We start from the raw sequence: 25,090 nt of genomic DNA, 5'->3' as shown, positions 1-25,090 counted from the left end.
GGTAATAACCATGGCTACCCTCGAACTGCGCAACGTCAACAAATCCTACGGCAGCGGCCTGGCGGACACCCTGAAGAACATCGAACTGGCCATCGACGCCGGCGAGTTCCTGATCCTGGTCGGTCCCTCCGGCTGCGGCAAATCCACCCTGATGAACTGCATCGCTGGCCTGGAGGAAATCAGCGGCGGGGCGATCCTGGTCGATGGTGCCGACATCAGCGGCATGAGCCCCAAGGATCGCGACATCGCCATGGTGTTCCAGTCCTACGCGCTGTACCCGACCATGACGGTGAAGGACAACATCGCCTTCGGCCTGAAGATGCGTAAATTGCCGCCGGCCGAGATCGAGGCCGAGGTGGCGCGCGTGGCCAAGCTGCTGCAGATCGAGCATCTGCTGGGTCGCAAGCCCGGCCAGCTGTCCGGCGGCCAGCAGCAGCGCGTGGCCATGGGCCGGGCGCTGGCGCGGCGGCCGAAGATCTACCTGTTCGACGAACCGCTGTCGAACCTCGACGCCAAGCTGCGCGTGGAGATGCGCACCGAAATCAAGCTGATGCACCAGCGCCTGAAGACCACCACGGTTTACGTCACTCACGACCAGATCGAGGCCATGACCCTGGGCGACAAGGTGGCGGTGATGAAGGACGGCATCATCCAGCAGTTCGGCACCCCGCAAGAGATCTACAACGACCCGGCCAACCAGTTCGTCGCCAGCTTCATCGGCTCGCCGCCGATGAACTTCATCCCGCTGCGCGTGCAGGTGCGCGACGGCCAGTGCTTCGGCCTGCTCGAATCCGCGGCCGGCGCTCCGGGGCAGGCGCGCTGCGAGCTACCGCTGGGCGCCGCGGCGGAGCTGGACGGGCGCGAGCTGATTCTTGGCCTGCGGCCTGAACAGATCCAGCTGGCCGGCGCCGCTGCGGCGCTGCCGAGCCTGCGCGCCGAGGTCGAGGTGGTCGAGCCGACGGGGCCGGACACGCTGGTGTTCGTCAGCCTCAACCAGACCAAGGTGTGCTGCCGCCTGGCGCCTGATGCCATGCCGCAAGCGGGCAGCAGCCTCGATCTGCAGTTCGATCCGGCGCGCGTGCTGTTGTTCGACGCCACCAGCGGCGAGCGCCTGCGCCCGGGAAAGCGTCAGGCCACTGACAACAAGGTGGCCCAGTTCAAGCTCGGTTAGCCGCGTAGCCCGGATGAAATCCGGGGGGCTGCCCAATATCCCCCGGATTGCATCCGCGCTACAGCCCCTCGAGACAACGAAGAACCGTCGCTGCGGCGGTAATCCGCAGCATCGCTCAATAAAAACAATCAGGAGCAACGATGAAGACCACACAGCAAACCCTCACCTGTTCACTCGGCGCCCCTTGCTTGCTGGCACTGGCTTTGGCCACGCCGCAGGTGCAGGCCGTCGAGTTCACCGGCTACGTGCGCAGCGGCGTCGGCGGTGCGGATACCGGCGGCACGCAGCAGTGCTTCCAGTTGCCGGGCGCGCAGTCCAAGTACCGCCTGGGTAACGAATGCGAGCAGTACATCGAACTGGATCTGCGCCAGGATCTGTTTCGCCTGGACGATGGCTCGGTGGTCAGCGTCGAGGGCATGGCGCAGTTGTACAACCAGTACGGCCACACGCCCAAGTTCACCGGCGACTACGGCTTCGCGCGGATGAACCAGATGTACGCCGAGTGGAGCAACATGCCGGCGCTGGGTGGCGGTTCGCTGTGGGCCGGGCGGCGTTTCTACAAGCGTAACGACATCCACATCACCGATTTCTACTACTGGAACCAGAGCTCCACCGGTTTCGGTATCGACGAGATGAAGATCGGCGACCTCAAGTACAGCTACGTGTTCTCGCGCAAGGACAACTACGACCAGGAACCCTACATCAACCGCCACGATTTCAACGTCGGCGGCTTCCAGGTCAACCCGGGTGGTGAGCTGGAAGTGGGTGTCAGCTACATCGACAAACCGGACAGCACCGACAGCCACAGTGGTTGGGCGGTTACTGCGCAGCACAAGCAGCAGGGCTTCCTCGGCGGGGTCAACACCGTCGCCCTGCAATATGGTCGCGGGCCGGGGACCGCGCTGGGTTACACCGGCGATCCGACCCTCGACAGCAGCAACCGCAGCTGGCGCCTGGTGGAGTTCTTTGACTTCCAGGTGACCCCGCGTCTCGGTGGCCAGGTGCAACTGGTCTACCAGAAGGACAAGCGCCCGGACGGTGCGGATCAGAACTGGCTGTCCATCGGCGGGCGTACCAGCTATGCCTTCACCGAGCAGTTCAAGCTGGTTGGCGAGATCGGCCGTGATCAGGTCGAGGCGCCCGGCGGCACGCGCAAGCTGACCAAGTTCACCATCGCGCCGACCTGGTCACCAGCCGGCCCCGGTTTCTGGGCGCGTCCGGAAATTCGCCTGTACTACACCTACGCCAGCTGGAACCGCGCGGCGCAGCAAGCCGCCAACCTGTTGGCCGACGGCTCGGCATTATCCGAGAACGGCGCCTTTGGCAGCGCGCGCAACGGCTCCAATTTCGGCGTGCAGGTCGAGTACTGGTGGAAGTAGCCAGTCGGTAGGGTGGATCACGCTTCACCGATCCACCATGGTTGTCAGGTGGTGGATGAAAACAGCGTCATCCACCCTACGCAGAGCACTGTGTAGACCGTAGCCCGGATGCAATCCGGGGCGATTCTTGCTCCGGCTCCCGGATTTCATCCGGGCTACAACAACCCCGCCACCAGGCGCCCGAGTACTTCCATGGCCTGTTCGCTGCGCGGGTTCCACGGGTGGCCGTAGTTCAGCCGCGCGCAGTGACGAAACCCCTGGCTGGCGGAGAAGATCGGTCCCGGCGCCAGGCTGATGCCCTGGGCAAGCGCCAGACGCAGCAGTTGCAGCGAGTCCAGGCGCTCGGGGAATTCGAACCAGAGGAAGTAGCCGCCCGCCGGCCGCGTGACCCGCGTGCTGGCAGGAAAGTGCCGGGAAGCCGAGGCCAGCATCGCGCTCTGCTGCATTTCCAGGGCGTGGCGCAGCTTGCGCAGGTGACGGTCGTAGCCGCCGTGCTGCAGATAATCGGCCAGCGCCGCCTGGGCCGGCACCGAAGGCGAGATGGTGGTCATCAGCTTGAGTCGGGCGATCTGCTCGGCATAACGCCCGCCGGCCACCCAGCCGATGCGATAACCCGGCGCCAGGCTCTTGGAGAAGGAGCTGCAATGCATCACCAGCCCTTCACGGTCGAAGCTCTTCACCGGCTTGGGCGGGTGGCTGCCGAAGTACAGCTCGGCGTATACGTCGTCCTCGATCAGTGGCACCTGATGCTCGACCAGCAGTTCGTACAGCGCCTGCTTCCTGGTCTCGCTCATGCTCGCGCCCAGCGGGTTCTGCAGGCTGCTCATGAACCAGCAGGCCTTGATCGGCAGTTGCTTGAGGCTCTCCGACAGGGCGCCCAGGTCGATACCTTCGCGCGGGTGTACGGGGATTTCCACCGCCTTGAGCTGCAGCCGCTCCAGCACCTGCAGGCAGGCATAGAAGGTCGGCGACTCGATGGCCACCAGGTCGCCCGGTTGGGTGACGCACTGCAGGCAGAGGTTGAGCGCCTCCATGGCGCCGTTGCTGATCACCAGCTCCTCCATCGGCAGCATCACGCCGCTGACCATGTAGCGCAGGGCGATCTGCCGGCGCAGGTCGGCGTTGCCGGCGGTCATGTCGGCGATGATCTCGTGCGGCGAGAGCCCGCGCAGCGCGTGCGCCATGCTCTTGGCCAGGCGCGGCAGGGGGAACAGGTCGGGGCTGGGGAACGCCGAGCCGAAGGGCACGGTGTGCGGATCCTTCAACGAGGCGAGCACAGAAAACACCAGCTCGCTGACGTCCACCTCGGTGGTCTGCGCTGCGTGTGCGGTCAGTTCCGGCTCGTGCAGCGGGCGTTTGGCGTGTTCGCGGACGAAGTAGCCCGAGCGCGCCCGCGCCTGGATCAGGCCGCGATCCTCCAGCAGGTAGTAGGCCTGGAACACGGTGGACGGGCTGACGCCGTAGGTGCGGCTGGCATGGCGCACCGAGGGCACCTTCTCGCCAGGGCCGAGCACGCCGGTGCGGATCAGCTCGGCGATCTCGTCGGCGAATTTTTCGTAGCGTTTCATCCTGTCCTGGTTCACCGAGGCAAAGGGTACGGGCGAACACTTTACGGGGTGAGCGGCAGACATGGCAGTGCCTCGTGAAGGGGAACGTATCTCGAATCGCCCCGGATTGCATTCGGGCTACGACGCTTGCTCCCCTCTCCCATTCATGGGAGAGGGGCCGGGGGAGAGGGATCGATACACCGCTGAGTGTCATCTCCCCCTCTCCCTAACCCTCTCCCCGTGGGGGAGAGGGGATTGATCGTGTCCACCTTTCGTTAGGTGAACAGCACGGTTTACTGCGCCTCAACGCAGCGGCGCGAGGAAGGTACTCTTGGTGCTCACATGGCTCTGCGTATCGGCCTTGTCGCGCACTTCGAAGCGCAGGGTTTGCGGTCCGGCCGCGTTGTGCGAGGCGGTCAGCGCGACGCTCACCGGCAGGTCGCGAATCTCCCCCGGCGCCAGCTTCAGTGTGCTCGGGCCATGCAGTTCGAAGTCGCCGGCCTGGACCAACGCGATGGCGTAGCTGCGTGGCTGCTGGGTCTTGTTGATGATCTTCAGGCTGTAGATATTCTCGATCTGGCCCAGGGCGTTCTCGCGGAACAGGCCACGGTCGCGGGTCACGTCCAGGGAGATCAGCGGCCGCTCGGCCAGAGCCCAGGCGAAGGCGCCGATCATCACCGCCAGCATCGCCGCATAGCCGATCAGGCGCGGGCGCAGCCAGTGGGTCTTGCCGCCGGCCAGCTCATTCTCGGAGCTGTAGCGCACCAGGCCGCGGGCATAGCCGAGCTTGTCCATCACGCTGTCGCAGGCGTCGATGCAGGCGCCGCAGCCGATGCATTCCAGCTGCAGGCCATCACGAATGTCGATGCCGGTGGGGCAGACCTGTACGCACATCGTGCAGTCGATACAGTCGCCCAGGCCCTCGGCCTTGTAGTCGGCGTCCTTGCGACGCGGGCCACGGTTCTCGCCACGGGCGGCGTCGTAGGAAATGACCAGCGTATCGCTGTCGAACATCACGCTCTGGAAGCGCGAGTAGGGGCACATGTCGCGGCATACCTTCTCGCGCAGCCAGCCAGCGTTGATGTAGGTGGCGGCAGTGAAGAACAGCACCCAGAACGCCGTGGTGGCGCCGACTTCGAGAGTCGCCAGGTCGAGCGTCAACTGGCGTACCGGCGTGAAGTAGCCGACGAAGGCCATCGCCGTGACCACGCTCACCGCCAGCCAAAGGCCATGCTTGGCACTGCGCCGAGCCAGTTTCTGCAGCGACCAGGGCGCGGCATCGAGTTTGATGCGCTGGCCACGGTCGCCCTCGGTGATCTGCTCGACGCGCATGAAGACCCAGGTCCATACGCTTTGCGGGCAGGCGTAGCCGCACCAGACGCGGCCGGCCAGCACGGTGATGAAGAACAGGCCGAAGGCAGCAATGATCAGGATTGCCGAGAGCAGGATGAAATCCTGCGGCCAGAAGGTCGCGCCGAAGATGTGGAACTGGCGGTTATCCAGGTCCCAGAGCACGGCCTGGCGGCCGTTCCAGTCGATCCAGGCGGTACCGAAGAACAACAGGAACAGCAGGCCGGCGCCCAGCAGGCGCAGGTTGCGAAAGCGCCCGGTGAAGCTGCGCGTGTGGATCGGGCCGCCGGCCTGGGCCGGTGTCAGGCGAATCGGTTTGGCGGGGTCGAGGGTCTCGACGGCCCGCACGGGGATCAGATCGGTCATGTCGTGCCCTCATCAGGCGTTTATCAGGCTGGCGCCATGATCCGAGTGGGACTGTTCGCAAAACAGACTCAGGTTTTCGATAAAAAAGCGGATCAGATGACCGAGCGGCACTCCGGGTAGAACCGCTGACAGGCCGCCGAACCGCGCCATTTCTGGCGCCAGGAGCCTTCATGCCGAGCGATGCAGATATCGCCCTGCGACATCGCGCCGCGCCATTCAGTGCGCTGCGCCGGCCACTCTCGTCTCGATCTGATCCGGTTTTTTAAGGCTTTTCTGGCGCTGTTTTCGGTACACCCCAGGCAGGCATAGTCGACGCCCCGTGATCAGGAGGCCTGCCGGCATGTACCAATACGACGATTATGACCGCGCGCTGGTGCGCGAGCGCGTCGCCCAGTTCCGTGACCAGGTACAGCGACGTCTGGCCGACGAGCTGAGCGAGGAGGAGTTCCTGCCGCTGCGGCTGCAGAACGGCCTGTACCTGCAGAAGCATGCCTACATGCTGCGTGTGGCGATTCCCTACGGCACGTTGTCAGCCAGGCAGATGCGCGCGCTGGCGCACATCGCCCGTGAGTACGACCGGGGCTACGGGCACTTCACCACACGGCAGAACATCCAGTTCAACTGGGTCGAGCTGGAGCGCGTGCCGGACATTCTCGACTGGCTGGCCGAGCACGACATGCATGCCATCCAGACCTCCGGCAACTGCGTGCGCAACATCACCACCGAAGCCTTTGCCGGGGTGGCCGCCGACGAGTACCTCGACCCACGCCCGCTGGCCGAGATTCTCCGCCAGTGGTCGACGGTCAACCCGGAATTCCTGTTCCTGCCGCGCAAGTTCAAGATCGCCCTGTGCGCCGCCGAACAGGACCGCGCAGCGATCCAGGTGCATGACATCGGCCTGCAGCTCTACCGCGATGTGGCCAACGATCTGCGCCTGCGCGTGCTGGTCGGCGGCGGCCTGGGGCGCACGCCGATCATCGCCCAGACCCTGCGCGAGGGGCTGCACTGGCAGGACTGCCTGTCTTACGTCGAGGCCATTTTGCGCGTGTACAACCGCCACGGCCGCCGCGATAACAAGTACAAGGCGCGCATCAAGATCCTGGTCAAGGCCCTCGGCATCGAGGCCTTCGCCGCCGAAGTGGAACGCGAGTGGCAGCCGATCAAGGACGGCCCGGCGCGCCTGACCGAGGACGAATACCAGCGCGTCGCCACCTCCTTCCACAAGCCGGCCTACGTGCCACAGGACGCCCTCGACCTCGACTTCGGTACCCACCTGGCGCGTGACGAGGCCTTCGCCCGTTGGGTCTCGCGCAACGTCATGGCGCATCAGGTGCCCGGCTATCTCAGCGTGGTGCTGTCGACCAAACCGGGTATCAGCGCGCCACCCGGCGACGTCAGCGCAGAACAGATGGACGCGCTGGCCGACTGGAGCGAGCGCTACGGCTTCGGCGAGATTCGCGTCGCCCACGAACAGAACCTGGTGCTGCCCGACGTGCGCAAGAGCGACCTCCATTCGCTCTGGCGCGAGGCGCAGGCGGCGGGGCTGGGCACGGCCAATGCCGGCCTGCTTACCGACATCATCGCCTGCCCCGGTGGCGACTTCTGCTCGTTGGCCAACGCCAAGTCGATCCCCATCGCTCAGGCCATCCAGCAGCGCTTCGACGACCTCGACTACCTGCATGACCTCGGGGATATCAGCCTGAACATCTCCGGCTGCATGAACGCCTGCGGCCACCACCATATCGGCAACATCGGCATCCTTGGCGTCGACAAGAACGGCAGCGAGTGGTACCAGCTCACCCTCGGCGGCAGCCAGGGCCAGCAGGCGGCGCTGGGCAAGGTGATCGGCCCGTCGTTCGCCGCCGAACAGGTGCCTGAGGTTATCGAGCGCATCGTGCGTACCTACGTCGATTACCGAGAGGTGAACGAGGGCTTTCTCGACACCGTCCAGCGCATCGGCCTGGAGCCGTTCAAGGAGCGCGTGTACAGCCGCGAGGAGGTGGCATGAACAACCTGATTCGCCTGGTCGAGGGCCAGGCCTGCATCGTCAATGATGATCCCTGGCAACTCGACGCTGAAGGGGACGCGCCACTGATCCTGCCGCTGGCAGCCTGGCGCGAGCGGCAGCCTGCTGCGGTGCTGGAGGGTAGGGCGGTTAGCGCCGACGGCCTGCTGTTGCAGGTGGATGACGAGCCGGAGGCGCTGCAGCCTTTTCTCGCCAGCCTGCCGCTTATCGCCATCGACTTCCCCAGCTTTCGCGATGGCCGTGGCTACAGCCAGGCCTACCTGCTACGTACCCGACTGGGCTGGCGCGGTGAGTTGCGCGCTGTGGGCGATGTACTGCGCGACCAGTTGGCGCACATGCGTCAGTGCGGCTTCGATGCCTTTGCCGTGCGCGCCGACAAATCGCTGGAGGATGCGCTCAAGGGCCTGCAAGGGCTCAGTGTGTTGTATGGTCGCTCGGTTATCGAGCCGCGTCCGCTGTTTCGTCGGGGGCGCTATAAGGAGGAGTTGAAATCATGATGGTGCGTGGCCTGTTCTGGCTGGTATTGCTGCAGTTGTTCGGCGTGGCCCTCAATCACTGGCTGTTGCCGATGCTGCCAGCCTCGATCATCGGCCTGCTGCTGCTCTCGGTCTGGCTGATGTGGCGCGGCGCCGTGCCCGAGCCGCTGCAACAGGCCGCCGGTGGTTTGCTGCCTTACCTGCCGCTGCTACTGGCCGTGCCCGCCTCGGGGATCATGACCAGCAGCGACCTGCTGCTCGGCGAGCTGCCGGTGATCGCCATGGCACTGGTACTGTCGCTGCTGGTGACGGTGCCGTTCTGCGGCTGGCTGCTGCAGACACTGATCCGCCGTCAGGAGCGCCAGGGATGACGCTCTTGACTCATCATCCGCTGTTCGCCATCGCCCTGACCCTGGCTGCCTTTCTGATCGCGGCCTGGCTCTATCGCCGCAGCGGCTGGCTGGTGCTGCAACCGGTGCTGGTGTCGGTGACGCTGATCGTCGCCACCTTGCTGCTCTGTGGGGTGGATTACGCCACCTACCGCGCCGGCGCCGAGCCCGTGGCCTGGCTGTTGGGGCCGGCCACCGTGGCCCTGGCAGTGCCGCTGCAGCACAACATCAAGCGCATCCGCCAACTGTTCTGGCCGGTGATGATCACCCTCACGGCCGGCGGCGTGCTGTCGGTAGCGCTGACCCTGGCCATCGGCTGGGCGATGGGCGCCGACTGGAGCGTGGTGATGAGCCTGGCGCCGAAGTTCGTGACCATGCCGATTGCCATGCCGGTGGCCGAGCAGATCGGCGGTGTCGCTTCGCTGGCGGCGGTGATGGTCATGCTTACCGGCGTGATCGGCACGGCCATGGGGCCGCTGCTGCTGCGCTGGGCCGGGGTGGATCACCCGGCGGCCCGTGGCCTGAGCTACGGTATCAATGCTCACGCCATCGGCACCGCGCATGCCTTGCAGGAAGGCGAGGAGTGTGGCGCTTTCGCCGCCCTGGCGATGAGCCTGCTGGGCATCGGCACCGCTTTGCTGCTGCCACTGCTGCTGGCCTGATTCGGGCGGGATTCCGCCATTTCCAGGGGCCTCTTTGCGTGGAGATGGCGAGTTCCCGCCAGCGCGGAATCCGCTGTGTGGCAGAAAGCCGCATCGGGGCTGCTGAATCCTTTCAGCGGCACGCATATTGCTCCTGCACGCGGTGCGATCGGAATACGCCCGCCAAGAGGCCTGGAAACACCCTTCCTCCCGTCGCGCCGCAGATCTGCGGCTATCGCCCATGCGCGGCCCACACGGCCGCTGCCCGAAACCTTGCCTGCACGGCTGTTGTCGTCGTGCGATGAACTGGACTGTCCCATGAAAAAAATCCTGCTGACGCTGCTTTGTCTCAGCGTGATCGGTTGCTCCAAGCCCCGCGAGCCCGAGAAAACCGTCGACGTGCTGCTGATCGGCGCTGGCGTGATGAGCGCCACCCTCGGCACCTACCTCCACGAGCTGCAGCCGGACTGGAGCATCGAAATCTACGAGCGCCTCGACAAGGTAGCTGCCGAAAGCTCCAATGGCTGGAACAACGCCGGCACCGGCCACTCGGCGTTCTGCGAGCTGAACTACACCCCTGAAACCGCCGACGGTGGCATCGACATCAGCAAGGCCATCGCGATCAATGAGTCGTTCGAGATCTCCAAGCAGTTCTGGGCCACCCAGGTCGAGCGCGATGTGCTGAGCAAGCCCAAGAGCTTTATCAACATCACTCCGCACATGAGCTTCGTCTGGGGCGACGACAACGTCGAGTACCTGCGCAAGCGCCATGCTGCCTTGCAGCACAGCAACCTGTTCCGCGGCATGGCGTTCACCGAGGACCATGCACAGATCGCCGAGTGGGTGCCGCTGGTCATGCAAGGTCGTGACCCGCAGCAGAAGGTCGCCGCCACGCGCATGGCCATTGGTACCGACGTCAACTTCGGTGAAATCACCCGTCAGCTGATCGACTCGCTGATCGGCAAGGAGCAGGCCAGCCTGCACCTGGAGCACGAAGTTCGCGACCTCAAGCGCAACGATGACGGCACCTGGCGCGTGACCGTGGCCGACCTGGCCAAGGACGGCGCCGAGCAGAGCATCAACGCGCGCTTCGTCTTCATCGGCGCCGGTGGTGGCGCGCTCAAGCTGCTGCAGAAGTCCGGCATCGAAGAAGCCGAGGGCTACGCGGGCTTCCCGGTCGGCGGCCAGTTCCTGATGACGCGTAACCAGGACATCGTGGCTCAGCACCTGGCCAAGGTTTACGGCAAGGCTTCGGTCGGTTCGCCGCCCATGTCCGTGCCGCACCTGGACACCCGTGTGATCGACGGCGAGAACGTGTTGCTGTTCGGCCCGTTCGCCACCTTCTCCACCAAGTTCCTCAAGAACGGCTCGCTGCTCGACATGTTCAGCAGCATGACCAGCGACAACTTCATGCCGATGGTCAACGCCGGCATGGACAACTGGTCGTTGAGCACCTACCTGATGGGTCAACTGATGCTCAGCCAGGAAGACCGCATGGCCTCGCTGCGCGAGTACTTCCCGCAGGCGCAGGATGCCGATTGGGAGCTGATCAATGCTGGCCAGCGCGTGCAGATCATCAAGAAGGATGCCGAGAAGGGCGGCGTGCTGCAGTTCGGCACCGAAGTGGTGACCTCTGCCGATGGCAGCATCAGCGCATTGCTGGGCGCCTCGCCGGGTGCTTCCACTGCTGCGCCGATCATGCTGCACCTGATCGAGAAGGCGTTCGCCGACAAGGTCGCCACCCCTGAGTGGCAGGCGCGCCTGAAGGCCATCATCCCGTCCTACGGGCAGAAGCTGAACGACGACCTGGCGCTGACCAACCGCATTCGCCAGTGGAGCAGCGAGCGTCTCGAACTGCAGCACATCGAAGTCGCGCCGGACGTTGAAATGGCCGCCGAGCCCGAGCCGGCTGCCGTGACGCTGTAAGGTATATCACGTTGTACCAGAACCCGCCCTGCGTCCTGCGCTCGGCGGGTTTTTTCTGGTTTTTCGCAGGCTGGTGAGAGTCCGCAGGCAATAAAAAACCCAGCGGTTAGGCTGGGTTCTTGAATTTGGCTCCGCGACCTGGACTCGACAGCGCAGCTGAACGCGCTTTAGCGCGGCCCCGGAGGGGTGAGCGAAGCGAATAACCTGGGACATGGTCCCTGGTGAGAGTCCGCAGGCAATAAAAAACCCAGCGGTTAGGCTGGGTTCTTGAATTTGGCTCCGCGACCTGGACTCGAACCAGGGACCCAATGATTAACAGTCATTTGCTCTACCGACTGAGCTATCGCGGAACAACGGCGCGTATGTTACTGATTAAAAAAGAGAAGTCAACACTTTGCCGCGATATCTATGTGGTCAGAATTCGGGGTGTTCAGCGGTGGTGTCGTGGGAGGGGCTTTAGTCACGACAGCAGTTGGCCCGCGACAGATCGCGGCTGAAGCCGCTCCTCCAGGTGTGTGGCTTTGGTGCATGCAAAAACGCCGGCTCATGGGCCGGCGTTTTTGTTTATCACTAGGGCTTACAGCACGGCGTGGATCGCGCGGGTGACGCTGTCCAGGTTGCCTTTGTTCAGCGCGGCGACGCAAATGCGGCCGGTGCCGACGGCGTAGATGCCGAACTCTTCCTTCAGGCGTTCTACCTGTTCCACGGTGAGGCCGGAGTAGGAGAACATGCCGCGCTGCTCGGCGACGAAGCCGAAATCGCGCTTGGCGCCCAGCGAGGCCAGTTGCTCGACCATGGCAAGGCGCATGCTGCGAATACGGTCACGCATTTCGCCCAGCTCGGCTTCCCACATGGCACGCAGCTCGGGGCTGCCCAGTACGCTGGCGACCACGGTGGCACCGTGGGTCGGTGGGTTGGAGTAGTTGGTGCGGATCACGCGCTTGAGCTGCGACAGGACGCGAGTCGACTCTTCACGGCTGCTGGTGACCAGCGACAGGGCGCCAACACGCTCGCCGTACAGCGAGAACGATTTGGAGAAGGAGCTGGAGACGAAGAACTCCAGGCCCGACTCGGCGAACAGGCGCACGGCTTCGGCGTCCTGCTCGATGCCGTCACCGAAGCCCTGGTAGGCGATGTCGAGGAAGGGCACGTGCTCACGCTCGCGCAGCACGTCCAGCACGGCCTTCCAGTCTTCCAGCTGCAGATCGACGCCGGTCGGGTTGTGGCAGCAGGCGTGCAGTACGACGATGGAGCGGGCCGGCAGGTTGCGCAGGTCTTCGAGCATGCCGCCACGGTTCACGCCGTTGCTGAACGGATCGTAGTAGCGGTAGTTCTGCACCGGGAAGCCGGCGGACTCGAACAGGGCACGGTGGTTTTCCCAGCTCGGGTCGCTGATGGCCACGGTGGCGTCCGGCAGCAGGCGCTTGAGGAAGTCGGCGCCGATTTTCAGTGCGCCAGTACCGCCCAGGGCCTGGGTGGTGATCACGCGGCCGGCTTCGATCAGCGCGGCGCCCTTGCCGAACAGCAGTTCCTGCACGGCCTTGTCATAGGCGGCGATGCCTTCGATCGGCAGGTAGCCACGCGGTGCGTGGGCCTCGATACGTGCTTTTTCGGCTTCTGCGACGGCGCGCAGCAGCGGAATTCGCCCCTCCTCGTTGTAGTAGACGCCCACGCCAAGGTTGACCTTGGTGGTGCGGGTGTCGGCGTTGAATGCTTCGTTGAGGCCCAGGATGGGATCGCGCGGAGCCATTTCGACGGCAGAGAAGAGACTCATGATGGGTGCGGCAACTCGAGTGAGGGGTGGGTGGCCAGGCGTCCCCGACAAAAGCGCTAGGGGGCGCGTAAACGGGGCGTTAGTATAACGACCCTGAATCCAGGGGGCGACAGCGCAAAGCCCTGAATTAAGGCCTTTTGCCAGGTAATTTGACTCTACCTGGACCTATCGCCAGATCGCCCCGCAATTCATGGCTTTTGACGCAGTCCGAAAGGAGGCGTCACAGCCATTTGTCGAGGTGCTGCATGTCCGAGTTTCAGTTGGTGACCCGTTTCAAACCAGCCGGCGATCAGCCCGAGGCGATCCGGCAGATGGTCGAGGGGCTGGAGGCTGGTCTGTCGCACCAGACCCTGCTGGGGGTGACCGGCTCGGGCAAGACCTTCTCCATCGCCAACGTGATCGCTCAAGTGCAGCGCCCGACGCTGGTTCTGGCGCCGAACAAGACCTTGGCTGCGCAGCTTTATGGCGAGTTCAAGGCGTTCTTCCCGAACAACGCGGTGGAGTACTTCGTCTCCTACTACGACTATTACCAGCCGGAAGCCTATGTGCCGTCTTCGGACACCTTCATCGAGAAGGATGCCTCGATCAACGATCACATCGAGCAGATGCGCCTGTCGGCGACCAAGGCACTGATCGAGCGCAAGGACGTCATCGTGGTCTGCACCGTGTCGTCGATCTACGGCTTGGGTAGCCCCGAGGAGTACCTGAAAATGGTGCTGCACCTCGACCGTGGCGACAAGATGGATCAGCGCGCGCTGCTGCGCCGCTTGGCCGAGCTGCAGTACACGCGCAACGATATGGATTTCGCTCGTGCCACCTTCCGCGTGCGTGGCGATGTGATCGACGTCTTCCCGGCGGAGTCGGATCTCGAAGCCATTCGCGTCGAGTTGTTCGATGACGAAGTGGAGAGCATCAGCGCCTTCGATCCGTTGACCGGGGAGGTGATCCAGAAGCTGCCGCGCTTCACCTTCTATCCCAAGAGCCACTACGTCACGCCGCGTGAAACCTTGCTGGAGGCGGTCGAGCACATCAAGGTCGAGCTGCAGCAGCGCCTGGAGTACCTCCGTGGGGCGAACAAGCTGGTGGAGGCACAGCGCCTGGAGCAGCGCACGCGCTTCGATCTGGAGATGATTCTCGAGCTGGGATACTGCAATGGTATCGAGAACTACTCGCGCTATCTGTCGGGTCGCCCATCCGGCGCGCCGCCACCCACTCTTTATGACTATCTGCCGGACGAGGCGCTGCTGGTGATCGACGAGTCCCATGTCTCGGTGCCGCAGGTCGGTGCGATGTACAAGGGCGACCGCTCGCGCAAGGAAACACTGGTGGAGTACGGCTTCCGCCTGCCTTCTGCGCTGGATAACCGACCGATGCGCTTCGAGGAGTGGGAGGCGGCCAGCCCGCAGACCATTTTCGTCTCGGCCACGCCAGGGCCATACGAGGGCGAGCATGCTGGGCGCGTGGTGGAGCAGTTGGTGCGACCGACGGGCCTGGTGGACCCGCAGATCGAGGTGCGTCCGGCTCGCACTCAGGTCGATGATCTGCTGTCGGAGATTCGTTTGCGCGTGGCGGCGGGGGACCGCGTACTGGTTACGACCCTGACCAAGCGTATGGCCGAGGATTTGACCGACTACCTGGGTGACCATGACGTCAAGGTGCGGTACCTGCACTCGGATATCGATACCGTCGAGCGGGTGGAGATCATTCGCGATCTGCGCCTCGGCGCCTTCGACGTGCTGGTGGGCATCAACCTGCTGCGCGAGGGACTGGACATGCCCGAGGTGTCGCTGGTGGCGATTCTCGATGCGGACAAGGAAGGCTTCCTGCGTAGTGAGCGTTCGCTGATCCAGACCATCGGTCGCGCGGCGCGTAACCTCAACGGCCGGGCGATTCTCTACGCCGACAACATGACCGGATCGATGCAGCGCGCCATCGGCGAGACCGAACGGCGCCGTGCCAAGCAGATCGCCTTCAACGAAGCCAATGGCATCGTGCCCAAGGGCGTACAGAAGGACGTCAAGGACATTCTCGAAGGCGCCGTGGTGCCGGGCGCACGCAGTAACAAGCGCAAGGGCATGGCCAAGGCGGCGGAGGAGAGTGCGCGCTACGAGAACGAACTGCGTTCGCCGAGCGAGATCACCAAGCGTATTCGTCAGCTGGAAGAGAAGATGTACGCCCTGGCGCGCGACCTGGAGTTCGAGGCTGCAGCGCAGTTGCGTGATGAGATTCAGAAGCTGAGGGATCGGTTGTTGCAGGTTTGATGCCGCTGCGTGGGGCGGAGGTGCCTGTGCAGGAGCCCCGCCCCGGGGCGAAGCTTTTGGCTGCGGTGCTTTGGCGAACCCTCCGCGGCGGCGCGCCGCTCCTACAGATCGGGCGGTATTGGCGTTAATGCGCCGCGCTACCGCCTGCCATGTTCTGCGGCAGCTTTCGCGTCAGCAGGATTGCCAGCATGCTCACGCCCAGGGCTATGCCGATGAAATGGAAGGCGTCGTTGTAGGCCATGATGATCGCTTGTTCGTGCACGACCTGGCTGAGTTTGGCCAGGGCCGCCTGTTCGCTGCCCAGCGTCTGCGTCAGCAGGTGCAGGCGTTCATCGACTTGCGGGTTGGTCGGCACGATGGCTTCGCGCAGGTAGTCGAAGTAGACCTTGGCGCGCGCATCGAGCAGGGTGGCGAGCAGGGCGATGCCGATGGCGCCGCCGAGGTTGCGCAGGATGTTGAACAGGCTGGAGGCCGAGCCGGCGTCCTGCGGCAGGATGTAGGCCGTGGCGATCAGCGACACGGTGACCATCACCAGTGGCTGGCCGAGGGCGCGGATGATCTGGATGTGCTGGAACTGTTCGCCGGCGAAGTCCAGGTTGAGTACCCCGGAGAAGAAACTCGCCGCACCGAACAGGGCAAAACCCAGGGCGCACAGCCATTTCGGCGAGATGATCTTCATCAGCTTGGGCACCAGCGGAATCAGAAATAGCTGCGGCACACCCATCCACATGATCACTTCACCGATCTGCATGGCGTTGTAGCCCTGGATCTGCGCCAGGTACAGCGGCAGTACGTAGATCGAACCGTACAGGCCGACGCCCAGGCCCAGGCTGGAAATGCTGGCCAGGCCGAAGTTGCGTTCGCGCAGTACGCCGAGGTTGATCAGCGGGTTGGGCCGCGAGATTTGCAGAATCACGAACAGAATCAGGCTGACCAGCGCGATGCTGCCGAGGCCGACTATCAGTTGCGACTCCAGCCAGTCCTTGCGATGACCTTCCTCGAGAAATACCTGCAGGCAGCCCAGGCCCAGGCCGAGGGTGACGATGCCGGCGTAGTCGGTGGTCTTCAGCAGGTCCCAGTGCGGCGCTTTTTTCTCCAGGCCATAGAGCAGCCCGGCAATCATGATCAGGCCGGGCGGCACGTTGATGTAGAAGATGTATTCCCAGCCCCAGTTCTCGGTCAGCCAGCCGCCCAGCGTCGGGCCGATGGAGGGGGCGAAGGTGGCGGTGATGGCGAACAGGGCCATCCCCTTGGCGCGGTGGTGCTCGGGCAGCTTGATCAGCGTCAGGGTGAACGCCAGTGGGATCAGCGCACCGCCCGTGAAGCCCTGCAGTGCGCGGAACACGATCATGCTCTCCAGGCTCCAGGCCAGGGAGCAGAGCAAGGATGCGATCAGAAAGCCCACCGACACCCATACCGCCAGGCGCCGCGCCGAGAGCAGCTGCACCAGCCAGGCGGTCAGCGGAATCATGATGATCTCGGCCACCAGGTAGGAGGTGGATATCCACGAGCCTTCTTCCAGGGTGGCGGACAGCGCGCCCTGGATGTCCTTGAGCGAGGAGTTGGTGATCTGGATGTCCAGCACCGCCATGAAGGCGCCGAGCATGGCGCTCATCACGGCGATCCAGTCGCGGCGGCTGGGCTCCGCCGTGGGGCGGATCAGCGCATCACCCGCCATGGTGTTCGTCGCCACTCAGGTCGACGCTGACTTCCACCGACATACCGGGGCGGATCAGACCGTGCAGCGGATTGTCGGCGGCGAAGGTCAGCTTGACCGGAATGCGCTGCACCACCTTGGTGAAGTTGCCGGTGGCGTTGTCCGGCGGCAGCAGGCTGAACTGTGCGCCGGAGGCGGCGAACAGGCTGTCGATGCGGCCTTCGATGGGCGTGTCGGGGTAGCTGTCGAACAACAATTGGGCTTTCTGTCCCGGGCGCATGCGGCCGATCTGGGTTTCCTTGAAGTTGGCCTGGATCCAGATGTCCTGATCCGGCACCAGCGACAGCAGGTAGGCGCCGCTCTGCACCACCTGGCCTTCGCGGGCCGAACGCTGGCCGACAAGGCCGCTGATCGGTGCATGGATCTGCGTGCGCGACAGGTTGAGGTCGGCCTGTTCCAGGTCGGCCTGGGCGGAAAGAATCAGTGCGTCCAGGCGCTTGAGTTCGGCTTCCAGGCTGGCGACCTGCTGACGCTGGGCCTGCAGGTCGGCTTGGGCCTTGGCCACTTGCGAGCGGGCCACGCGGTTGTCGGCGGCCAGGGTGGTGACGCGTTCTTCGGAGACGTAACCCGGCTTGCGCAGGGCCTGGGCGCGGCCGAGATCGAGCTTGGCGCGCTCCAGGGTGGCCTGGCTGGCGGCGACATCGGCCTGGCTGGCGGCAATCAGGCTGGCCTGCTGGTCGAGTTTGCTCTGCGCCTGGGCGCGCTCGGCCTCATGGGTTTGCAGCGCGGCGAGGGCGCGCTGGCGAGCCAGTCGGAAGTCAGCGTCTTCCAGCACGGCCAGCAGTTGGCCGGCCTCCACATGTTGGTTGTCACGTACCAGTACCTTCTCGATGCGTGCGTTCAACTGGCTGGAGACGCGAGTGATCTCGCCCTGCACATACGCATTGTCCGTGCTCTCGTGGTAGCGACCGATCAGCAGCCAGTGGGCGAGCAGGGCGCCGGCGATCAACGCCAGCAGGATCACGAATACGAAAAGGCGACGTTGCAGTTTGGCGGGCATGCTTGAGGCTCGGGATGCGTCGGAGAAATGTAAGTAAATTTAACAGCGTTCCCTTTTCGCTAGTAGACTCACGATCTGGCATGCTTTGTTGCGTATGAGGAACAATCATGGGGCTCGATGATGCTTTGATTTTCACCCGGGTGGTGGAGTGCCACAGTTTCACGCAGGCGGCGACCAGCCTGGGGATGCAGAAATCGACGGTGAGCCGGCGTATCGCGTTGCTGGAAGAGCGTCTTGGCGTACGTTTGCTCAATCGCACCACGCGCAAGTTGCGCCTGACCGAGGTGGGGCAGGCTTACTACGAGCGCTGCCGGCAGATCATGCTCGACTTCGCCGAGGCGGAGCAGGCGGTGATGCAACTGCAGCGCGAGCCGTCCGGCGTGCTTCGCATCACGTCACCGATCGAGTTCGGCCAGCTGTTTCTCGGGCGAGTGCTGGGTGAGTTCATGCGCCAGTACCCGCAGATCGGTGCCGAGGTGGAATTGACCTCGCGCCTGGTCGACCCGCTGGAGGAGGGCGTGGATATCGCCATTCAGGTCGGTCAGCCGCAGGACTCCACGCTGATCGCGCGCAAGCTGTTCGAGAGTGGCCGGCGCCTGTGCGCCAGTCCCGCTTACCTGGCTGTACACGGCACACCGCGCAATGTGGCGGAGCTGGAGGGGCATCGGGCGATCCTGCTGCAGCACGACGCGCCGCGTTACTGGCCGCTGCTGGGCGAGAACCTGCCCTGCCAGCGGGTGATGACCTGCAACAACATCACTTTCGCCCGTGAGGCGGCACTGGCGGGAGCAGGAGTTGCCGGATTGCCGGTGATGATCAGCGAAGAGGCGGTGCGCAGCGGGCGTCTGGTCGAATTGTTGCCCGAGGCGCGTCTGCCGGTGGGGGAGGTCTACGCCATCTACCCGTCACGGCGCTTCCAGGCGATGAAGGTCAAGGCCTTTCTCGACTTCCTCATTGCCAGCTTGCCCATCACCCGTGGCGGGTTGCTGGAGCCAGGGGCCGTCGGCCTGCTAACATCGCCCGCCTGATTCAAACCTCGTGTCTTCCTTCCGAGAGCATTCATGACCACCGTCCGTACCCGTATCGCGCCATCGCCCACCGGCGACCCTCATGTCGGCACCGCCTATATCGCGCTGTTCAACCTGTGCTTCGCCCGTCAGCACGGTGGCCAGTTCATCCTGCGCATCGAGGACACCGACCAACTGCGCTCGACTCGTGAGTCCGAACAGCAGATTTTCGACGCCCTGCGTTGGCTGGGCATCGAATGGGACGAGGGCCCGGATGTCGGCGGCCCGCACGGCCCGTACCGGCAGAGCGAGCGTGGCGAGATCTACAAGCAATACTCGGACGAACTGGTCGCCAAGGGCCATGCCTTCCCGTGCTTCTGTTCCGCCGAGCGTCTCGACGAAGTGCGCGCGCAGCAGATGGCCAACAAGGAAACCCCGCGCTACGACGGCCACTGCATGCATCTGGAACCGGCCGAGGCGCAGCGTCGCATCGCCGCAGGCGAGTCGCACGTGGTACGGATGAAGGTACCGAGTGAAGGTGTTTGCGTGGTCCCGGACATGCTGCGTGGCAACGTCGAGATCCCGTGGGATCGCATGGACATGCAGGTGCTGATGAAGGCCGACGGCCTGCCGACCTACTTCCTGGCCAACGTGGTCGATGACCACCTGATGGGCATCACCCACGTACTGCGTGGCGAGGAATGGCTGCCGTCGGCACCCAAGCTGATCAAACTCTACGAATACTTCGGTTGGGAGCAGCCGGCGCTGTGCTACATGCCGTTGCTGCGCAATCCGGACAAGAGCAAGCTGTCCAAGCGCAAGAACCCCACCAGCATCACCTTCTATGAGCGCATGGGCTACCTGCCGCAGGCCATGCTCAACTACCTCGGCCGCATGGGCTGGTCGATGCCGGACGAGCGCGAGAAATTCTCGCTCGCCGAGATGATCGAGCACTTCGATATCAACCGCGTATCGCTGGGCGGGCCGATCTTCGACCTGGAGAAACTGTCCTGGCTCAACGGCCAATGGCTGCGCGAGCTGCCGGTGGAAACCTTCGCTGCCGAAGTGCAGAAGTGGGCACTCAATCCCGACTACCTGATGAAGATCGCGCCGCACGTGCAGGGCAGGGTAGAGACGTTCAGCCAGATCGCACCGCTGGCGGGCTTCTTCTTCTCCGGTGGCCTGAATCTGGACGCCAAGCTGTTCGAGCACAAGAAACTCTCGGCCGATCAGGTGCGCCAGCTGATGCAACTGATCCTATGGAAGCTCGAGTCGCTGCGTCAGTGGGAAAAGGATCGCATCACCGGCTGCATCCAGACGGTGGTCGAGCATCTGGAGCTGAAGCTGCGTGATGCCATGCCGCTGATGTTCGCGGCGATCACCGGCCAGGCCAGCTCGGTTTCCGTGCTCGACGCCATGGAAATCCTCGGCCCGGACCTGACGCGCTTCCGCCTGCGTCAGGCGCTGGAGTTGCTCGGCGGCACCTCGAAGAAAGAGGCCAAGGAGTGGGAGAAGCTACTGGCCGCCATCGGTTGATGGCTTCGTAGGGTGTTCCGTGCGCACCAGGTCTTGTGTTGTTTAGCATCGGTGCGCGCGGCGTACCCTGCGGTCAGGTCGGCGTTTGATTGTCGGGTTGGCTCTAAGTAATTGTTCTAGTGGCAAAAACTTTGGGCTGGCAGGAAAAATGTTGTTGACAGCCAGTCGGGGCGCTCTTAACATGCGCCCCGTCCTCGAGATGGGGCTATAGCTCAGCTGGGAGAGCGCTTGCATGGCATGCAAGAGGTCAACGGTTCGATCCCGTTTAGCTCCACCAATCTCGGCTCCTTCGGGAGTGCCAGAATCGGTGTAAGTCGATTCACGATCAGGGTCTTGCGTCCCCTTCGTCTAGTGGCCTAGGACACCGCCCTTTCACGGCGGTAACAGGGGTTCGAGTCCCCTAGGGGACGCCATTTATTCCAGCCGCAGCGCTCAGGCGTTGCAGCCAGACCGAAAGGTTTTGGGGCTATAGCTCAGCTGGGAGAGCGCTTGCATGGCATGCAAGAGGTCAACGGTTCGATCCCGTTTAGCTCCACCAAACACTGACAAGGCCAGCCTAGTGCTGGCCTTGTTCTTCGAAGGTTTTGTCCCCTTCGTCTAGTGGCCTAGGACACCGCCCTTTCACGGCGGTAACAGGGGTTCGAGTCCCCTAGGGGACGCCATTTTCCAGTCGCAGCGCTCAAGTGTTGCGAGCCGACCGCAAGGTTTCGGGGCTATAGCTCAGCTGGGAGAGCGCTTGCATGGCATGCAAGAGGTCAACGGTTCGATCCCGTTTAGCTCCACCAATCACACTCAAGGCCAGCCTAGTGCTGGCCTTGTCGTTCGAAGGTTTCGTCCCCTTCGTCTAGTGGCCTAGGACACCGCCCTTTCACGGCGGTAACAGGGGTTCGAGTCCCCTAGGGGACGCCATTTTTCTTGCCGCGTTTGCGGGACCCAGGGGTCACTTCTTCGGAAGTGGCCCCTTTTTGTTTTCGCCCCTTCTTTTTCCGATGCTGGTGCGGCTGCCTGGTAATGCTGACCGGCGGTCGAACGGCTGACTTGCAAATTAATATTATGGTCGTAATATTAGGTTCATCATATCAAGGGCGCGATCATGAGCGAACGCAAGAGTGAAACTCGTAAGCGCATTCTCGCTGCGGCAGGGCGAGTGCTCGCAGAGCGCGGGCCTGGTGATCCGGCGGTGGCTGAGGTCATGGCGCAAGCGGGTCTGACGGTCGGCGGCTTCTATGCGCACTTCGCCAGCAAGGATGCGCTGATGCTTGAAGCCTTTCGCCAGTTGCTGCGGGTGCGGCGCGAGCGACTGGCGCAGGTCGATCAGAGCCTGACAGGCAGAGAGCGCCGAGTGCTCTTGGCCGCGTTCTACCTCTCGCGCAGGCACCGTGACGACACTGACGAGCGCTGCCCGCTACCGAGTTCGCTGGCGGAAATTGCGCGGTTGCCGGATGGTTTTCGCCAGACCCTGGCTGAACACATCGAGTTGATGACCGCGCAAATGAGTGGAGCGCCGGAAGAGGGCGATGTGGCGCTGGCTGACTTGGCGCTGATGATCGGTGGTCTGGCGCTGGCGCGGGCCTTGGGGCCTGGCGAACTGTCCGACCGGGTGTTGCGTGCTGCCAAGTCGGCAGTTGTGTGAAATCAAGCGTGAAGGAGAGGGTGATGAACCAGATGACCTGGGTCCGTGGTGTCAATGCAACGCTGGGTAGAGTGGCGCCGCAACTGATTGCCAGTCGTTTGCGCGAACGTTTCATGACGCCGCGCACTTCGTCGCCGCGGGATTGGGAGCTGCCGCTGCTGGCCAGTTCAGAGCGCATTACCCTGCGTTTCGGTCTCTCTGCGTTGCGTTGGGGCAGCGGCCCTACAGTGTTGCTGATGCATGGCTGGGAGGGGCGCCCTACCCAGTTCGCGCTGTTGATTCGCGGCCTTGTCGATGCGGGTTATGGTGTCGTCGCACTGGATGCGCCTGCCCATGGTCAATCGCCGGGGCGTGAGGCCAATGTGGTGCTGTTCGCACGTGCGTTGCTCGAGGCGGCCAGTGAGTTGCCGCCGCTACGCGCCGTGATCGGTCACTCGATGGGAGGGGCCAGCGCGCTGCTGGCCACGCAAATGGGCTTGCGCAGCGAGACCCTGGTGACCATCGCCGCGCCGAGCCGCATCTTGGGGCTGTTGCGCGGCTTCGCTCGATTCATGGGGTTGCCTGCCCAGGCGCGTGCGCATTTCGTGCATCAGGTGGAAAAGACCGCCGGTATCCCGGCCGCGCATCTCGACGTGCAGCGTTATCAGCTGGAACTGCCAGGTCTGATCGTGCATGCCGCGGATGACCAGGTGGTGCCGGTGAGCGAAGCCGATCTGATCCACAAGGCCTGGTTCGACAGTCAGCTGCTGCGCCTGCCTGCGGGTGGGCATCAGCGTCTGCTGAGCGATCCGTTGCTTCTGCAGGCCGTGCTCGAGCTGCTGGAGCAGGTGCCTCAGACGTCGTTAAAGGCGCTGGCTTCGTAACCGACTACACGGTTACGACCGCTTGCCTTGGCGCTATACAGAGCACGGTCTGCCAGTTCCAGCCATTGCTCACCGCAGCCGGGGTCGCTCGGTACTCCGGCGTACAGGCCGATACTCATACTCAGCGCTATCGGCGTTTGTTGATAGATGCAAGGGTTTTGCGCGAGGTCCTCGCGCAGTCGCTCGGCCAGATCGAGTGCGCCGGTCAGATCCGTGCTGTCGAGCAGGGCGGCGAACTCTTCGCCGCCGAAGCGTGCCAGCAGATCGCTGCTGCGCAGGCGTTGTTGAATGCGCTGGGCCGCATGACGCAGGCAGGCGTCGCCAGCCAGGTGGCCGTAGCGATCATTGACCTGCTTGAAGTGATCCAGATCCAGCATCAATACCGCCAGCGACTGCCGGCTGCGCTCGGCGCGGGAGCAGGCGCGTGCCAGTTCTTCGCTGAGTGTCTGGCGATTGAACAGGCCGGTGAGTCCGTCGCGACGATTCAGTTCGGCCAGGCGCAGGTTGGCGCTGGACAGTTGATGCAGGGTGTCCTGCAGGGTCGCGGTACGCTCCTGTACGCGCTGTTCCAGGCTTTCGCTGATCTGCGTCTGCAGTTCCAGGTGCCTGGTCTGCTCGGTGCGCAGGCGGCGTTCCTGGTCGATCAGTTTGGCCTGGGCCAGGCGCTCTGCTTCCTGAGCGTGGCGGATACGTGATGCCAGGGCGATGGAGAACACTGTCATCTCGATCAGGCCGCCGATCTGCTGGGCATGCAGGGTCAGCAGCGAGTAGGGCAGCAATCCGGTACCGGTGAGGATGCTGGCAAGGCTGGCAGCAATCAGCACGAACCAGCCCAGGGCGAACAGGCGCGCGGCCGCGTAACCGCCCCGCCAGCGCAGCAGGGTGATGATGAAGGCAGCCACGGCGCAGGCGACCACCAGCACGAAGCTGCCGATCAGGGCTGGTGCGTAGGGGCCAAACAGCGCCATGCCCAGCACTAGCCAGGCGAATGCCTTGAGTGTGTTGGCGACCCAGCGGTAAGGCCGCGCGGCCTTGTCCAGTTCCAGCACGCCGTAGGTGAAGTGAATGCCGAACAGTGTCGCCAGTGCCGAGCTGAGCGGGAAGCTCAGTTGATGCCAGCTCAGGGCGTTGGGCCACAGCCATTGCAAGGCGAAGCCGAGCTGAATGAACTGGTAGAGGCTGAAGCTGGCGACGAACAGGCTGTACCAGAGGTAGTTGCGATCGCGAGTGATGCAGAAAATGCTCAGGTTATAGATCAGCATCGCGATCAGGGCGCCGAAGAACAGACCTTGTAGCAACAGGCTGCGCTGTTCCTGGAGGTCGAAGGCTTCGCGCGTCATCAGGCTTGCGCTGAGGTTGGCCGAGCCATCGGTTTGCATGCGCAGCCAGATGCGCTGCTGCTCGCCAGACTCCAGGTCGAGGGGGAGTACCAGTTGCCGGTGTGCGATCCAGCGCCAGTCAAAGGGGCGCTGGTCCCCGGCGCGGTAGATGCGCTTGCCGTCCAGGCCGTAGGCGTCGAGTTGATCCAGCAAGGGATTGCCGATCAGCAGGACCCAGCCAAGCGAGCGGTTGTGCGGATTGTGCACATCCAGGCGCAGCCAATAGGCGTTGCCGCTGTAGCCGAAGCTGGCATCGCGCCGGGCGACGACCTGCCAGGCGGAGTCGGGGAGTGCGCTGACATCCATGAAGTCGGCCTGGCCGTCCGGGTCCTCCCAGACGTGCATATAGGGACCGGGCAGTGTCTGCGCCTGACCGATCGGCAGCGGCAGGCTTTCTGCCCAGGTCAGCGCTGGCAGCAGCAAAAGCATCAGTAGGCGCAGGATGGCAGTCAATTGCTCGTTCTCGGGCTCTCAGGCGAGTGCACTGCATTATGGCGCGCGGCGATGACGCGATGAAAGCTCGGCACTGCATGGAAGGGCTGCGCGGCGTATCATGCAGCACCTGGCCGAACGGTCGCCGAGGATGCTGGCGGCCACGCTCATGAATCGGATCACCCAGCTTGCCACATGCAGGCTGCACACCTGGAGG

18 protein-coding genes and 7 tRNA genes are annotated in these 25,090 nt (G+C 63.8%); 18 read left to right on the top strand and 7 right to left on the bottom strand.

Translation table 11 applies throughout. From position 1 onward, the window contains the following. The first annotated feature begins 10 nt into the window (after positions 1–10). Both H3221_RS08960 and H3221_RS08955 read left to right on the top strand, forming a co-directional pair. Positions 11–1,171 (top strand): ABC transporter ATP-binding protein, encoded by a 1,161-nt coding sequence (locus H3221_RS08960; RefSeq protein WP_196474095.1) that lies wholly within the window; start codon positions 11–13, stop codon positions 1,169–1,171. Positions 1,172–1,311: 140 nt separating this feature from the next. Then, positions 1,312–2,550: a maltoporin gene (locus H3221_RS08955; RefSeq protein WP_196474096.1), complete on the top strand. Its 1,239-nt coding sequence runs from the start codon at positions 1,312–1,314 to the stop codon at positions 2,548–2,550. A gap of 155 nt (positions 2,551–2,705) precedes the next feature. Here H3221_RS08955 and mapR read toward each other — a convergent pair whose 3' ends face one another. Next, positions 2,706–4,118: a GntR family transcriptional regulator MpaR gene (gene mapR, locus H3221_RS08950; RefSeq protein WP_196474097.1), complete on the bottom strand. Its 1,413-nt coding sequence runs from the start codon at positions 4,116–4,118 to the stop codon at positions 2,706–2,708. A 282-nt stretch (positions 4,119–4,400) separates the two neighbouring features. After that, positions 4,401–5,813: a cytochrome c oxidase accessory protein CcoG gene (ccoG, locus tag H3221_RS08945; RefSeq protein ID WP_196474098.1), complete on the bottom strand. Its 1,413-nt coding sequence runs from the start codon at positions 5,811–5,813 to the stop codon at positions 4,401–4,403. A 340-nt stretch (positions 5,814–6,153) separates the two neighbouring features. On the opposite strand from ccoG, the gene H3221_RS08940 reads away from it, so the two are divergent. The 5 genes from H3221_RS08940 (at position 6,154) to H3221_RS08920 (ending at position 11,271) form a co-directional block, all read left to right on the top strand. Beyond that, the gene (locus H3221_RS08940) at positions 6,154–7,821 is read left to right on the top strand and encodes a nitrite/sulfite reductase (protein WP_196474099.1); all 1,668 of its coding nucleotides are present in this window, start codon (positions 6,154–6,156) and stop codon (positions 7,819–7,821) included. Next, a complete protein-coding gene (locus H3221_RS08935; protein ID WP_196474100.1) occupies positions 7,818–8,336 on the top strand; it encodes a DUF934 domain-containing protein in 519 nt (172 codons plus the stop codon). Before H3221_RS08940 ends, H3221_RS08935 begins: the two co-directional genes overlap by 4 nt. Then, positions 8,333–8,686 (top strand): CidA/LrgA family protein, encoded by a 354-nt coding sequence (locus H3221_RS08930; protein WP_196474101.1) that lies wholly within the window; start codon positions 8,333–8,335, stop codon positions 8,684–8,686. Before H3221_RS08935 ends, H3221_RS08930 begins: the two co-directional genes overlap by 4 nt. Beyond that, positions 8,683–9,366: an LrgB family protein gene (locus H3221_RS08925; RefSeq protein ID WP_196474102.1), complete on the top strand. Its 684-nt coding sequence runs from the start codon at positions 8,683–8,685 to the stop codon at positions 9,364–9,366. Before H3221_RS08930 ends, H3221_RS08925 begins: the two co-directional genes overlap by 4 nt. Before the next feature lie 297 nt (positions 9,367–9,663). Next, positions 9,664–11,271 (top strand): malate:quinone oxidoreductase, encoded by a 1,608-nt coding sequence (locus H3221_RS08920; protein WP_196474103.1) that lies wholly within the window; start codon positions 9,664–9,666, stop codon positions 11,269–11,271. Positions 11,272–11,545: 274 nt separating this feature from the next. On the opposite strand, the gene H3221_RS08915 is transcribed toward H3221_RS08920, so the two are convergent. Together H3221_RS08915 and H3221_RS08910 are read right to left on the bottom strand one after the other, a co-directional pair. Continuing rightward, a tRNA-Asn gene (locus tag H3221_RS08915) sits at positions 11,546–11,621 on the bottom strand. Between the two features lie 227 nt (positions 11,622–11,848). Further along, positions 11,849–13,045 (bottom strand): amino acid aminotransferase, encoded by a 1,197-nt coding sequence (locus H3221_RS08910; RefSeq protein ID WP_196474104.1) that lies wholly within the window; start codon positions 13,043–13,045, stop codon positions 11,849–11,851. 245 nt (positions 13,046–13,290) lie between these two features. On the opposite strand from H3221_RS08910, the gene uvrB reads away from it, so the two are divergent. Next, on the top strand, positions 13,291–15,306 hold the full coding sequence (gene uvrB / locus H3221_RS08905; protein WP_196474105.1) for an excinuclease ABC subunit UvrB: 2,016 nt from the start codon (positions 13,291–13,293) through the stop codon (positions 15,304–15,306). A gap of 124 nt (positions 15,307–15,430) precedes the next feature. On the opposite strand, the gene H3221_RS08900 is transcribed toward uvrB, so the two are convergent. Next, on the bottom strand, positions 15,431–16,924 hold the full coding sequence (locus H3221_RS08900) for an MDR family MFS transporter (RefSeq protein ID WP_196474190.1): 1,494 nt from the start codon (positions 16,922–16,924) through the stop codon (positions 15,431–15,433). Positions 16,925–16,973: 49 nt separating this feature from the next. Continuing rightward, positions 16,974–18,023, bottom strand: a complete 1,050-nt coding sequence (locus tag H3221_RS08895) for an HlyD family secretion protein (protein ID WP_196474106.1) — start codon at positions 18,021–18,023, stop codon at positions 16,974–16,976. Between the two features lie 107 nt (positions 18,024–18,130). Here H3221_RS08895 and H3221_RS08890 point away from each other — a divergent pair, with 107 nt between their 5' ends. The 10 genes from H3221_RS08890 to H3221_RS08845 all read left to right on the top strand — a co-directional run bounded on the left by H3221_RS08890 (position 18,131) and on the right by H3221_RS08845 (position 23,062). Beyond that, entirely contained in the window at positions 18,131–19,051 is a 921-nt protein-coding gene (locus H3221_RS08890; protein WP_196474107.1) for a LysR family transcriptional regulator, read from the top strand. Positions 19,052–19,084: 33 nt separating this feature from the next. Then, positions 19,085–20,566, top strand: a complete 1,482-nt coding sequence (gene gltX, locus H3221_RS08885; RefSeq protein ID WP_196474108.1) for a glutamate--tRNA ligase — start codon at positions 19,085–19,087, stop codon at positions 20,564–20,566. Between the two features lie 201 nt (positions 20,567–20,767). Then, positions 20,768–20,843: transfer RNA gene (locus tag H3221_RS08880), tRNA-Ala, on the top strand. Positions 20,844–20,903: 60 nt separating this feature from the next. Further along, positions 20,904–20,979 (top strand) — tRNA-Glu (locus tag H3221_RS08875). Between the two features lie 49 nt (positions 20,980–21,028). After that, positions 21,029–21,104, top strand: a tRNA-Ala gene (locus H3221_RS08870). 48 nt (positions 21,105–21,152) lie between these two features. Further along, a tRNA-Glu gene (locus H3221_RS08865) sits at positions 21,153–21,228 on the top strand. Positions 21,229–21,275: 47 nt separating this feature from the next. Then, positions 21,276–21,351, top strand: a tRNA-Ala gene (locus H3221_RS08860). Positions 21,352–21,399: 48 nt separating this feature from the next. Continuing rightward, positions 21,400–21,475, top strand: a tRNA-Glu gene (locus tag H3221_RS08855). Positions 21,476–21,659: 184 nt separating this feature from the next. Further along, positions 21,660–22,199 (top strand): TetR/AcrR family transcriptional regulator, encoded by a 540-nt coding sequence (locus H3221_RS08850; protein ID WP_196474109.1) that lies wholly within the window; start codon positions 21,660–21,662, stop codon positions 22,197–22,199. Between the two features lie 23 nt (positions 22,200–22,222). Continuing rightward, complete coding sequence (locus H3221_RS08845; protein ID WP_196474110.1) at positions 22,223–23,062, top strand: alpha/beta fold hydrolase; 840 nt, start codon at positions 22,223–22,225, stop codon at positions 23,060–23,062. Here the strand turns inward: H3221_RS08845 and H3221_RS08840 are convergent. Further along, positions 23,032–24,894: a sensor domain-containing diguanylate cyclase gene (locus tag H3221_RS08840; RefSeq protein ID WP_224490538.1), complete on the bottom strand. Its 1,863-nt coding sequence runs from the start codon at positions 24,892–24,894 to the stop codon at positions 23,032–23,034. The genes H3221_RS08845 and H3221_RS08840 overlap by 31 nt on opposite strands. Positions 24,895–25,090 lie beyond the last annotated feature (196 nt).

Origin of the sequence: Pseudomonas chaetocerotis, assembly GCF_015712105.2 — a bacterium.
Lineage (GTDB): Bacteria > Pseudomonadota > Gammaproteobacteria > Pseudomonadales > Pseudomonadaceae > Aquipseudomonas > Aquipseudomonas chaetocerotis.
Note: the sequence above shows the minus strand (reverse complement) of the source record. Positions and strands in the feature narration are given on the sequence as shown.